Origin of the sequence: Pseudomonas campi, assembly GCF_013200955.2 — a bacterium.
Lineage (GTDB): Bacteria > Pseudomonadota > Gammaproteobacteria > Pseudomonadales > Pseudomonadaceae > Aquipseudomonas > Aquipseudomonas campi.
The window spans coordinates 3,487,664-3,500,450 of the sequence record NZ_CP053697.2; the positions used below are offsets into that span (position 1 = coordinate 3,487,664).

Genomic DNA, 12,787 nt, shown 5'->3' on the forward strand with positions numbered 1-12,787 from the left:
GCGATTGCCGGCCTTTTTCATGCTCACGCGCGATCAATCGCGGAAGTTGTTGTACTGCAGCGGCATGCCGAATTCCTTGGCACGCAGGACCGCAATCGCTTCCTGCAGGTCATCGCGCTTCTTGCCGGTGATGCGTACCTGCTCGCCCTGGATGGCAGCCTGTACCTTGAGCTTGGCATCCTTGACGTGGGCGACGATCTTCTTCGCCAGCTCCTTGTCGATGCCCTCGCGGAAGGTCACTTCCTGCTTGATGACCTTGCCGGAGGCGAAGGGATCCTTGAGCTCCATGCACTGGCTGTCGATCTTGCGCTTGACCAGATTGAGCCGCAGGATCTCCAACATCTGCTCCAGCATGAAATCGGCTTCGGCGGTCAAGGTAACGGTCTTGTCCTTGCTCTCGAAGCTGCATTTGCCGCGCAGGTCGAAGCGCCGCTCCAATTCCTTCACCGCGTTGTCCACGGCGTTGGTCAGTTCGTGTTTATCCAGTTCGGACACCACGTCGAACGAAGGCATGAAATTCCTCCAGATAGACGGCGCGATCAGTATCACGGACAGAGCGCGCCTGGCTTGACGATAAAATTTGCGCGCTCATTATACCCACACCAGCATGCGCCGCTCGGCCAAGTACCGAAAGCGCCCCAGTTTCCTGCCAGCGAGCCCCTAAATGCCCAACCCCCATCTCAGCATTCTGGTGGTGGACGACGCCAAGTTCTCCAGCGCCATGATCGGTCGCGCCCTCAGCCAGGCCGGTTACCAGGATGTGCGTTTCGCCACCAGTGCCGCCGAAGCCCTGCAGCTGCTCGAGCAGCGCCCGGCCAGCGTGCTGCTGGCCGACTGGCTGATGCCGGAGATGGACGGCCTCGAGCTGACCGGCCGGGTGCGCCAGCTGGATGAGACCGCCGACCACTACACCTACGTCATCCTGCTCACCGGCAAGGAAGGCGACAACGTGCTGGTGGAGGCCTTCGACCGTGGCGTCGACGACTTCGTCAGCAAGGCGACGATGAACGAACAGCTGGTGCCACGCGTCTACGCCGCCGACCGCCTGTGCAACACCCTGCACCGTCTGCTCAACGAAAACCGCATGCTCACCCTGAACATCGCCAGCCTCGAGCAGCGCAACCTGGTCGACCCGCTGACCGGCCTGGGCAACCCACGCTACCTGCAGCAGCGCCTGCAGGAGAGCCTGCGCCAGGTGGAGTCGCGCGGCGGTGCCGTGTGCTACCTGCTGATCGGCCTGCAGGAAGCCGGCAGCCTGCGCCAGCAGTATGGCAACGGCTTCTATAACGAACTGCTGCACGGCGTGGCTCGCCGCCTGCAGCAGCTGGTCCGCCCACTGGATGTGCTGGCGCGTATCGACGACAACCACTTCGCCCTGATCACCCTGATCGACGACCTGCAGGAGTGCTCGCCGAGCAGCTTCAAGCGCCTGCACGAAGGCCTCAACCTCAAGGCGTTCAAGACCAGCGAAGGTTTCATCAGCCTCAAGGCCGGCATCGCCCTGGTCGGCCTGGATGCCAAGTCACTGCCGATCGAGGCGCAAACCCTGGTCGAGCACGCCAACCGGCTGTTGCCAAGCTCCTACTCCAGCGGTCGGGTCAGCGCCCTGCGCCTGCCGTTACCGCAGTGATCCGCCGGCAATGACCTGGCACGTTCTCGGTGCCGGCAGCCTGGGCAGCCTGTGGGCTGCGCGCCTGGCGCGTGCCGGCCTGCCGGTACGCCTGATACTGCGTGACCCGACGCGCCTGGCGGCCTACCGCGCCGCCGGCGGGCTGCGCCTGAGCGAAGCAGGGCATACACACCTCTACCCCATCCCCGCGGAAACCGCTGACAGCCCAGGCCCGGTGCAGCGCCTGCTGCTGGCCTGCAAGGCCTACGATGCCGAGGAAGCGGCCGCCAGCCTGGCCCCACGCCTGAGTGCCAATGCCGAAATCATCCTGCTGCAGAACGGCCTGGGCAGCCAGGACGCCGTCGCCACGCGCCTGCCGCGGGCCCGCTGCATCCTCGCCAGCAGTACCGAAGGAGCCTTTCGCGACGCTGACTTCAGCGTGGTGTTCGCCGGCCAGGGGCATACCTGGCTCGGCCGCGCAGGACAAGACCAAGCACCGGCCTGGCTCAGCGACCTGCAGCAAGCCGGCATCCCGCACACCTGGAGCGCCGAGATCCTCGGCAAGCTGTGGCGCAAGCTGGCGCTGAACTGCGCGATCAACCCGCTGACGGTGCTGCATGACTGCCGCAATGGCGGTCTTGCAGACTATCCAGGGGAAGTCGCCAGCCTCTGCATGGAGCTGAGCACGCTGCTCCAGCAGTGCCAGCAGGCCAGCGCCGCAGAGGGCCTGCACGAAGAGGTGCAGCGGGTGATCGCCGCCACGGCGGCCAACTATTCCTCCATGCACCAGGACGTGGCCCAGGGCCGGCGCACGGAAATCGCCTACCTGCTCGGCTATGCCTGCCACGCGGCCGCCCAACGCCAGCTGGCCGTGCCCCTGTTGCAGACCCTGCACCAGCGACTGAGCGCACATCTGGCCGCACGCGGATTGCCCACCACCTGAGCCCGCGCTACCCTGCCCTCTACTTTTCCTGCGGAAACCAGCGCCCTTGACCCGTCTGCGCCAGCGCCTCGACAACCTGCCGGTCGGCCGCAAAGTGCTCGCTGCGCTGCTGGTGCTGCTGGCCACCGTGCTGCTGGTGGCCAACCTGGCCTTCATCAGCGCCGCCTACTGGATTTCCCAGGAAAGCGTGGCGCCCGAAGCCCTGCACACCCTCGGCCGCCTGATCGCCAGCCCGGAAGTCAGTCAGAAGGCCCTGGCCTCGCCGGCCGCAGCCCAGGCCCTGCTGCAGAACCTCGACAGCTACAGCCCGCTGCGCGCCGCCGCTCTGTATGACCGCAGAGGCATGCGCATCGCCCAGGTGCAGCTGGGCGATGCCCTGCAACTCCCCGTACACACCGAGCTGCTGGAAAGCTGGCGCCAGGGCGAGTTCCGCGCCACCCAGGTGATCGAGCTGCCACAACCGGGCAAACAATCCGGCTATTTGCTGCTGGTCGCCTCCAGCGAACTGCCTGGGGTGTTCTACACCGGCACCCTGACCGCCAGCGGCGTGATCCTGGTCGTCAGCATTCTGCTCTGGACCCTGATCGCCCGGCAGATCCGGCGTCTGATTACCCGGCCGATCCGTCATCTGGAAGAGCTCACCCGCCAGGTCACCCGCGAGGAGAACTACGCCCTGCGCGTCGCGCGTGGCAACCAGGACGAGATCGGCAGCCTGGCCGATGCCTTCAACACCATGCTCAGCCGCATGGAAGCCCGCGAACAGCAACTCAAGCGCGCCCGCGATGACGCCCAGGATGCCTTCGACCAAGCCCAGACCCTGGCCGAGGAGACCCGTCACTCCAACCGCAAGCTGGAGCTGGAAGTGCAGGTACGCGGCAAGATCGAGAAAAAACTCACCGGCTTCCAGAAGTACCTCAACAGCATCATCGACTCCATGCCCTCGGCGCTGATCGCCCTCGACGAACAGCTCTACGTCACCCAGTGGAACCAGGAGGCCAGCGCGCTTTCCGGCACCCGCCTGGACGAAGCGCTGAACCAGCCGGTGTTTCTTGCCTTCCCTTCGCTGAAACCCTTTCTGCCGCAGCTCAAGCGCACCGCCGAGCAGCACAAGGTGGAAAAGATCGAGCGGGTGACCTGGAACAAGGGCGAAGAGCCGCACCACTATGCCCTGACCTTCTACCCACTGGTGGGCGGCAGCGGCCGGGGCGTGGTGATCCGCATCGACGACATCACCCAGCGCCTGTCCCTGGAAGACATGATGGTGCAATCGGAGAAGATGCTCTCGGTCGGCGGCCTGGCGGCCGGCATGGCCCACGAGATCAACAACCCGCTCGGCGCCATCCTGCATAACGTGCAGAACATCCGCCGCCGGCTCTCGCCGGAGCTGGCGAAGAACCAGGAGCAGGCGGTGGAGGTCGGTATCGCCCTCGACGATGTCACCGCCTACCTGGAAGCCCGCGAGATCCCCCAGTTGCTCGACGGCATTCAGCAGGCCGGCTCGCGGGCAGCGAAGATCGTCAGCCACATGCTCAGCTTCAGCCGGCGCAGCAACCGGCAGATGGCGCCCTGCCTGCTGCCGGCCCTGGTCGACCAGGCCCTGGAAATCGCCGGCAACGACTTCGACCTGGCCGACAGCTTCGACTTCAAGACCCTGCTCATCCAGCGCGAATTCGACGAAAACCTGGGGGCGGTGCCGGCCACCGCCAACGAGCTTGAGCAAGTCTTGCTCAACCTGCTGAAGAACGCCGCCCAGGCGATTCACCAGCGCGACGATGAGGACGAGCCGGGACGCATCATTCTGCGCACCCGACTCAATCCGCCGTGGGCGGAAATCCAGGTGGAAGACAACGGCATCGGCATGCCCGAGCATGTGCGCAAGCGCATCTTCGAGCCCTTCTTCACCACCAAGGAAGTCGGCCAGGGCACCGGCCTGGGCCTGTCCGTGTCCTATTTCATCGTCACCAACAACCACAAGGGGCAGATGGAAGTGCATTCCACACCGGGCCAGGGCACCTGTTTCACCCTGCGCCTGCCCCTGACTCCCAGCAGCGAAAGCACGAGCATCTGACCATGGGTTATCGACTGAGCAAGATCTACACGAAGACCGGCGACAAGGGCGAAACCGGCCTGGCCGACGGCCGCCGTGTAGGCAAGGACCACCCGCGCGTGGAGGCCATGGGCGAGCTGGATCTGCTCAACAGCCACCTTGGCCTGCTGCTGGCCGAACTGGCCGAGCACGCAGCCAGGTGGCCGGGACTGAGCGAGCTCATCGACGTCCTGGCGCCCTGCCAGCACCGCCTGTTCGACCTCGGTGGTGAGCTGGCGATGCCGGCCTACCAGGCCCTCGATGAGGCGGAAGTACAGCGCCTGGAAGCGGCCATCGACCTGTGGAACGAGGAAGTCGGGGCCCTGGAAAACTTCATCCTCCCCGGCGGCTCCCGCCTGATCGCCCAGGCCCATGTCTGCCGCAGCCTGGCGCGCAACGCCGAACGCCGCTGCCAGCACCTGAATGCGGTGGAGCCACTGCGCGAAGTGGGCATGGCCTACGTCAATCGCCTGTCCGACCTGCTGTTCGTCGCCGCCCGCCTGATCGCCCGCCGCCAGCAGATCAATGAAGTGCTGTGGCAGGCGGCGGCCAAGCCCTAACCCCACACCACAATGTAGGAGCGAGCTCTGCTCGCGAAGCTCTTGCGCTGCCAGGTTCGCGAGCAGAGCTCGCTCCTACAGATCAGGCCTGCGGCCAGAATGCGCGGATCCCGGCCACACCCTGGGCGCCGGCCTGCCAGGCTCGCGGCAGATCGTCTGAGCCGACCCCACCGAGCAGGTAGGCGGGCTTGTTGAAGCACCGCAGCAGCTCGCGGGCGGCCTCCCAGCCCAGCGGCTGGGCCTCGGGGTGGCTCTGGGTCGCCTGCACCGGCGACAGGGTGATGAAGTCCACGCCCATGCGCGTGGCCAATGCCAGCTCCTCGGCACCGTGACACGACGCCGCCAGCCAGCGCTGGCCGGGAAATGGGCGGCCCTGATCGGCGTACTTGCGCAACTGCTCGGCGGTCAGGTGCCAGCCCGCAGCGGGAAAGTCGCCCAGCCACTCCAGCGGCCCCTTGAGCATCAGCTGCGCCTTGCCGGCACAGAGGCCCTGGATATCCACCGCCAGGTCGCGGTACTGGGCATCGAACATGGTCGGCGCACGCAACTGGATCAGGCGGATACCGGCGGCCAGCGCCGCACGCACGCCGCGCAGCAGCTCGCCAGGCTCGAGACTCTCAGGGGTGACCAGGTAGCGATCCGGCAGGCGAGCGGCCGCGACAATCGGCTGATTGGCCGCCGGAAACTCGTAGTCGAGCAGTTCGCGGGCGCTGGCCCAGGCCAGTGGCTGACCTTCGGCACCGTGGGGCTCGCCGCTGAACGCAGTAACTTCCCAGACATCCAGCAGCACCTGCTTGTCCGGGTAATCGTGCTGCACCTGGATCAGCGGGCGGGCGGCATCGACCCGGATACCCAGCTCCTCCTGCAGCTCGCGGGACAGTGCGGCCTCGACCGCCTCGCCCTCCTCCACCTTGCCGCCGGGAAACTCCCACAGGCCACCCTGGTGCTGGTCCGCTGCGCGCTTGGCGATCAGCACCCGGGCGTCGGCGCCGCGAATGACCGCAGCCGCCACGTGCACACGTTTCATGCATTGCTCTCCGTTTCCTGCAGGCCGGCGCGGTACCACCGCTGGAAGGCCGGCCACTGATAGATGGTATTCACATAGGTCTCAGCCTCGGCCGGCAGCGCCACCTGATAGCTGCGAAGGCGCGCCGCCACCGGGGCGAAGAAGGCATCGGCGATGCTGGCGTGGCCGAACAGGTACGGGCCATCCTGACCGAAGCGCTGGCGGCACTCCTGCCACAGGGCACAGACCCGCGCGATATCCGCTGCCGCCTCGGCCGGCAGTTCGGCCAGGGGCTGGTTACGCCGCAGGTTCATCGGCAGGTGGCTGCGCAGCGGCACGAAACCGCTGTGCATCTCCGCGCAGACCGAGCGGGCGAAGGCCCTGGCGGCCGAGCCGCGCGGCCACAGATGGGCTTCCGGAAAACGTTCGGCGAGGTATTCGGCGATGGCCAGGGAATCCCAGATCACCCCGTCCTCGCACTTGAGCACTGGCACCTTGCCGGTCGGCGAATGCTGAAGCAGCTGACGTCGGCTGTCGGCGCCGTAGAGCTGGACCAGTTGCTCGTCGTAGTCGACGCCCGCCAGCTCAAGGGCCAGCCAGGCGCGCAACGACCAGGACGAGTAGTTCTTGTTGCCGATTACCAGGGTCAGGGACATGGAGGCTCTCCAGACGAGATGAGCTGTTATGCGATAGCCCGACCTTAAGAGCGGCGCCTGCGGATAGCAAATTCCCGATATTCATGGGGCCATGAATACCGGGAATCCGGGTGCAGCCATCAGTCCATCGCGATCAGGAGCGGTATTCCGCGTTGATCCTCACGTACTCGTGGGACAGGTCGGTAGTCCAGATGGTTTCGCTGCAGGTGCCGCGGCCCAGCTCGATGCGGATGGTGATTTCCGCACGGGCCATCACCGCCGCGCCCTGCTCCTCGGTGTAGGTCGCCGCGCGGCCACCCTGGCTGGCGATGCACACTTCGCCCTGCAGCGGGTCGCCGAGGAACACATCGATCAGGCCCACATCCAGCTGCGGCACGCCGGCATAGCCGACTGCGGCGAGGATGCGCCCCCAGTTCGGGTCGGAGGCGAACAGCGCGGTCTTGATCAGCGGCGAGTGGGCCACGGCATAGGCGACATCCAGGCACTCCTGGTGAGTACCGCCGCCGTTGACCTGCACGGTGACGAACTTGGTGGCGCCTTCGCCGTCACGCACGATGGCCTGGGCCACTTCCATGAAGACCTCGAACACCGCCTGCTTGAGCTTGGCGAACAGCTCACCGCTGGAGGCCTTGATTTCCGGCAAGGCCGCCTGACCCGTCGCAATCAGCAGGCAGCAGTCGTTGGTCGAGGTGTCGCCGTCGATGGTGATGCGGTTGAACGACTTGTTCGCCGCATCGGCCACCAGCGATTGCAGGACGTCACGGGCCACCTTGGCGTCGGTGGCGATGTAACCGAGCATGGTCGCCATGTTCGGCCGGATCATCCCGGCACCCTTGCTGATACCGGTCACGGTGACGGTCACGCCCTCGTGCTGGAACTGGCGGCTGGCGCCCTTGGGCAGGGTGTCGGTGGTCATGATGCCGGTGGCAGCTTCGGCCCAGTGGTTTACGTCCAGATCGTCGAGGGCCGCCTGCAGCGCACCTTCGATCTTCTCCACCGGCAACGGCTCGCCGATCACTCCGGTGGAGAACGGCAGGACGGCCTCGGACGTTACGCCGGTCAACGCCGCCAGGGCGGCACAGGTGCGCCGGGCATTGGCCAGGCCATCCGCACCGGTGCCGGCGTTGGCGTTGCCGGTGTTGGTCAGCAGGTAACGCACATCGCCCTGTATACGCTCACGGGTGACGATGACGGGGGCGGCGCAGAAAGCGTTGGTGGTGGTCACCCCGGCCACGCGCGAACCTTCGGCGCAGCGCATCACCACCACATCCTTGCGCCCCGGGCGCTTGATGCCGGCAGAGGCGATGCCGAGTTCGAAACCGGGAACCGGGTGCAGGACAGGCAGGGGACCAAGACCAACGGCCATGTGGGGCGCTCCTTCGTAGACAATCTGGGCAAACACCGGGCGACGCCCGGTAGGCAGTGGCAAAACGCCGCGAGCGGCAGAGCCGGTCGCGGCGTTGTTTATATAGCAGGGTTCCGGCAGATCAGCTGATCTGGCCGTGACAATGCTTGTACTTTTTCCCGGAACCACAGGGGCAAGGCTCGTTGCGCCCGGTTTTCGGCTCGACACGTACCGGCGCAGCGGCTACCGCCACGTCGCCTTCCGCTTCGCCGCCTTCGGCAGCCAGCGGCAGGGCCGAGGCATCGGCATGCTGGAACTGCATGCGCTGGGCCATGGCTTCGGCTTCGCGGCGCAGACGCGCCTCTTCCTCGACCGGGTCTTCGCGGCGGATCTGTACATGCGACAGCACGCGGATGGTGTCGCGGCGGATCGAGTCGAGCAGCTCCTGGAACAGGGTGAAGGACTCGCGCTTGTACTCCTGCTTGGGGTTCTTCTGTGCGTAGCCGCGCAGGTGGATGCCGTGGCGCAGGTGATCCATGGTCGCCAGGTGGTCTTTCCACAGGTCGTCGAGCACACGCAGCAGCATCTGCTTCTCGAAGGTACGCAGGGCCTCGGCGCCGGCCTGGGTTTCCTTCTCGTTGTAGGCAGCCAGAACCTCTTCGAGGATGCGTGCACGCAGCGGCTCTTCGTAGAGCTGGGCGTCGTCGTCGAGCCACTGCTGGATCGGCAGCTTGAGGCCGAAGTTGCTGTACAGCGACTGTTCCAGACCGAAGATGTCCCACTGCTCCGGCAGCGACTGCGGCGCAATGTGTTCGTTGATCGTGTTGGTCAGCACTTCCTCGCGGAACTCGGCGATGGTTGCACCAATGTCGTCGGCAGCCAGCAGGCTGTTACGCATGTGGTAGATCACCTTGCGCTGCTCGTTGGCCACGTCGTCGTATTCGAGCAGCTGTTTACGCATGTCGAAGTTGCGCCCTTCGACCTTGCGCTGCGCCTTCTCGATGGCGTTGGTGACCATGCTGTGCTCGATGGCTTCGCCGGACTGCATGCCCAGGGCCTTCATGAAATTCTTCACCCGGTCGGAGGCGAAGATGCGCATCAGGCTGTCTTCCAGCGACAGGTAGAAGCGGCTGGAGCCCGGGTCACCCTGGCGACCGGCACGGCCACGCAGCTGGTTGTCGATACGCCGCGATTCGTGACGTTCGGAAGCGATCACGCACAGGCCACCGGCCTCGATCACCTGCTGGTGACGTTTCTGCCAGTCGGCCTTGATCTGCGCGATCTGCTCGGCAGTCGGGTTTTCCAGGTTGGCGACTTCCACTTCCCAGTTGCCGCCGAGGAGGATGTCGGTACCACGACCGGCCATGTTGGTGGCGATGGTGACCGCGCCTGGGCGACCGGCCTGGGCAATGATCTCGGCTTCCTTCTCGTGGTACTTGGCGTTGAGCACCTTGTGCTCCATGCCAGCCTTGTTGAGCAGGGTCGACAGGTATTCGGAGGTTTCGATCGAGGCGGTACCGACCAGGATCGGTCGACCCTGGGCCTGGATTTCCTTGATGTCGGTGATGATCGCCGCGTACTTCTCTTCCTGGGTCAGGTAGACCAGGTCGTTGTAGTCCTTGCGCGCCAACGGTTTGTTGGTCGGGATCACGATCACATCGAGGCCGTAGATCTGGCGGAACTCGAATGCCTCGGTGTCAGCGGTACCGGTCATGCCGGCCAGCTTGTTGTACAGGCGGAAGTAGTTCTGGAAGGTGGTCGAGGCCAGAGTCTGACTCTCGGCCTGGATATTCAGGCCTTCCTTGGCTTCGATAGCTTGGTGCAGGCCTTCGGACAGGCGACGACCGGGCATGGTACGGCCGGTGTGCTCGTCAATCAGCAGGACCTGATCCTGCTGCACGATGTACTCGACGTTGCGGTGGAACAGCTTGTGCGCGCGCAGCCCGGCATACACATGGGTCAGCAGACCGAGGTTGTGCGCCGAGTACAGGCTCTCGCCCTCGGCCAACAGGCCGGCTTCGGTGAGCAGTTCTTCGATGTACTGGTGACCGGCCTCGTTGAGTTCGACCTGACGGCTCTTCTCGTCGACCTTGTAGTGGCCTTCCTGGGTGACCACACCTTCCTCTTCCTCGATGTGCTGAGTGAGGCGCGGGATCAGCTTGTTGACCTCGATGTACAGCTTGGAGCTGTCCTCGGCCTGGCCGGAGATGATCAGCGGGGTGCGCGCTTCGTCGATGAGGATCGAGTCCACTTCGTCGATCACGGCAAAATTCAGCTCGCGCTGGAACTTCTCCTCCAGGGCGAAGGCCATGTTGTCGCGCAGGTAGTCGAAACCGAATTCGTTGTTGGTGCCGTAGGTGATGTCGGCCGCGTAGGCGGCGCGCTTCTCTTCCGGCGGCATGAAGGGGGTGACGATGCCGACAGTCAGACCAAGGAATTCGTACAGCGGACGCATCCAGTTGGCGTCGCGACGGGCCAGATAGTCGTTGACCGTGATCACGTGCACGCCTTTGCCTTCCAGGGCATTGAGGTACACCGCCAGGGTGCCGACCAGGGTCTTGCCCTCACCGGTGCGCATCTCGGCGATCTTGCCTTCGTGCAGGGTCATACCGCCGATCAGCTGGACGTCGAAGTGACGCATGCCCATCACGCGTTTGCCGGCCTCACGGGCCACGGCGAAGGCTTCGGGAAGAACCTGGTCGAGAGTTTCGCCCTTGACCAGACGCGCCTTGAACTCCTCGGTCTTGGCCTTCAACTGCTCGTCGGAGAGCGCAAGCATCTGCTCTTCGAGGGCATTGATCGCGACCACTGTCTTGAGCATGCGTTTGACTTCACGCTCGTTCTTGCTTCCAAAGAGTTTCTTCAACAGCGGCGCAAACATATCGGCAGATTCTTCCACTAATAGGGATGAAGGGTGGCGCAGAACACCAGCCCTGCAGCCGGCTCGGCTGCGTGCGAAAGGGGGCATTCTACCCGGAAACGTCGGCGAGGAAAGTGCAGCGTGCCCACAGGCACAGCACCGATGCAACCGCGAATCCCTGCTATATGGGGACGCACGGCGGCCACTGCAACCCCTGGTTTGCTAACATGGCGCAATGACTCGACCGATGCGCTTTTCATGACCTTCCGCCCCTTGCCGGCCAAGGCGTCTGCCGCGCTGCTGCATGCCAGCAGACCGCTGCAGGCACTGTTCGACCAGGCCCAGCGGATTGCCCGCCTGCAGGCGCTGGTCGACGTGCAACTGGAAGAAGCCGCCCGCGAACACTGCCGGGTCGCCAGCTGGCGCGACGGCTGCCTGTTGCTGCTGACCAGCAACGGTCACTGGGCCACCCGTCTGCACTATCAGCAGCGCCGCCTGCAACGCCAGCTACAGGTACTGCCGGAGTTCGCCGGGCTGTTGAAGATCCAGATCAAGGTGCGCCCACCGACCGGCCAGGTCGACTATGTCGGGCGCCGGGCCGAGCTTTCCAGCGCCGCCGCCGACAGTCTCACCAGCGCCGCCGAAGGCATCAGCGACCCCAAGCTGCGCGCCGCCCTCGAGCGCCTGGCCAACCACGCCAAGCCCCGCGAATAAACGGCAGAAAAAAACAGGCCACCCGAGGGTGGCCTGAATAAAACAGAAGGGAGGGGTGTTGCTGCTTAACCGGCCGCAACCGGACGCATGTAAGAGATCGGCGCGGTGCTGGCGTCGTCAAATACCACGACTTCCCAGGCATCCTTCTGCTCGATCAGGGTGCGCAACAGCTGGTTGTTCAGCGCGTGGCCCGACTTGAAGCCACGGAACTCGCCGATCAGGCTGTTACCCAGCAGGTAGAGGTCGCCAATGGCGTCGAGGATCTTGTGCTTGACGAATTCGTCCTCGTAACGGAGGCCGTCTTCGTTGAGCACGCGGAACTCGTCGACCACGATGGCGTTGTCCACGCTGCCACCGAGTGCCAGGTTCTGCGAACGCAGGAACTCGATATCACGCATGAAACCGAAGGTCCGTGCGCGACTGACTTCCTTGACGAAGGAAGTACTGGAGAAATCGACGCTGGCGGTCTGGGTGCGACCACGGAACACCGGGTGATCGAAGTCGATCTCGAAGCTCACCTTGAAACCGTCGAAGGGCAGGAAGGTGGCGCGCTTGTCGCCCTCTTCGACTGTCACTTCGCGCAGTACGCGGATGAACTTCTTCGGTGCGTCCTGTTCTTCCAGGCCAGCCGATTGAATCAGGAATACGAAGGGACCCGCGCTGCCATCCATGATCGGCACTTCAGATGCCGAGAGCTCGACGTAGGCGTTATCGATGCCCAGGCCAGCCATGGCCGAAAGCAGGTGCTCCACGGTATCCACCTTGACGTCACCATTGACCAGAGTGGTCGACATGGTGGTCTCACCGACATTTTCCGCGCGGGCGGGGATGTCCACGACGGGGTCGAGGTCGGTGCGACGGAACACGATACCGCTATCCACCGGAGCCGGCTTGAGGGTCAGGTAAACCTTCTCCCCCGAATGCAGGCCAACGCCGGTGGCACGGATGATGTTCTTCAGGGTGCGTTGTTTGATCATGGCTTTGGCTACTTGTGCGCGAGTTGCGAAC

The 12,787-nt window shown here is 64.6% G+C and carries 11 protein-coding genes; 5 read left to right on the forward strand and 6 right to left on the reverse strand.

The features are described from left to right. Positions 1–33: 33 nt before the first annotated feature. Positions 34–513, reverse strand: a complete 480-nt coding sequence (locus HNE05_RS16185) for a YajQ family cyclic di-GMP-binding protein (RefSeq protein ID WP_173209236.1) — start codon at positions 511–513, stop codon at positions 34–36. A gap of 151 nt (positions 514–664) precedes the next feature. On the opposite strand from HNE05_RS16185, the gene HNE05_RS16190 reads away from it, so the two are divergent. Genes HNE05_RS16190 through HNE05_RS16205 form a run of 4 tightly spaced genes read left to right on the forward strand, consistent with a single transcriptional unit; the run spans position 665 to position 5,198 of the window. Then, positions 665–1,630: a GGDEF domain-containing response regulator gene (locus HNE05_RS16190; protein WP_173209238.1), complete on the forward strand. Its 966-nt coding sequence runs from the start codon at positions 665–667 to the stop codon at positions 1,628–1,630. Between the two features lie 10 nt (positions 1,631–1,640). Then, positions 1,641–2,552, forward strand: coding sequence for a putative 2-dehydropantoate 2-reductase (locus tag HNE05_RS16195; protein WP_173209240.1), 912 nt, complete (start codon positions 1,641–1,643; stop codon positions 2,550–2,552). 46 nt (positions 2,553–2,598) lie between these two features. Beyond that, a complete protein-coding gene (locus HNE05_RS16200; RefSeq protein WP_173209242.1) occupies positions 2,599–4,620 on the forward strand; it encodes a sensor histidine kinase in 2,022 nt (673 codons plus the stop codon). A gap of 2 nt (positions 4,621–4,622) precedes the next feature. Beyond that, on the forward strand, positions 4,623–5,198 hold the full coding sequence (locus HNE05_RS16205) for a cob(I)yrinic acid a,c-diamide adenosyltransferase (RefSeq protein ID WP_173209244.1): 576 nt from the start codon (positions 4,623–4,625) through the stop codon (positions 5,196–5,198). An 82-nt stretch (positions 5,199–5,280) separates the two neighbouring features. On the opposite strand, the gene HNE05_RS16210 is transcribed toward HNE05_RS16205, so the two are convergent. From HNE05_RS16210 to secA, 4 genes are all read right to left on the reverse strand, one after another. Further along, positions 5,281–6,225 (reverse strand): Nudix family hydrolase, encoded by a 945-nt coding sequence (locus tag HNE05_RS16210; protein WP_173209246.1) that lies wholly within the window; start codon positions 6,223–6,225, stop codon positions 5,281–5,283. Next, positions 6,222–6,860: a glutathione S-transferase family protein gene (locus HNE05_RS16215; RefSeq protein WP_173209248.1), complete on the reverse strand. Its 639-nt coding sequence runs from the start codon at positions 6,858–6,860 to the stop codon at positions 6,222–6,224. Before HNE05_RS16215 ends, HNE05_RS16210 begins: the two co-directional genes overlap by 4 nt. A 133-nt stretch (positions 6,861–6,993) precedes the next feature. Beyond that, a complete protein-coding gene (gene argJ, locus HNE05_RS16220; RefSeq protein WP_173209250.1) occupies positions 6,994–8,226 on the reverse strand; it encodes a bifunctional glutamate N-acetyltransferase/amino-acid acetyltransferase ArgJ in 1,233 nt (410 codons plus the stop codon). 121 nt (positions 8,227–8,347) lie between these two features. Then, complete coding sequence (secA, locus tag HNE05_RS16225; RefSeq protein ID WP_173209252.1) at positions 8,348–11,086, reverse strand: preprotein translocase subunit SecA; 2,739 nt, start codon at positions 11,084–11,086, stop codon at positions 8,348–8,350. A gap of 237 nt (positions 11,087–11,323) precedes the next feature. Between secA and HNE05_RS16230 the strand changes: the two genes are divergently transcribed. Next, a complete protein-coding gene (locus HNE05_RS16230; RefSeq protein WP_173209254.1) occupies positions 11,324–11,779 on the forward strand; it encodes a DUF721 domain-containing protein in 456 nt (151 codons plus the stop codon). A gap of 65 nt (positions 11,780–11,844) precedes the next feature. Here the strand turns inward: HNE05_RS16230 and lpxC are convergent, their stop codons facing one another. Further along, a complete protein-coding gene (gene lpxC / locus HNE05_RS16235) occupies positions 11,845–12,756 on the reverse strand; it encodes a UDP-3-O-acyl-N-acetylglucosamine deacetylase (RefSeq protein ID WP_173209256.1) in 912 nt (303 codons plus the stop codon). Positions 12,757–12,787 lie beyond the last annotated feature (31 nt).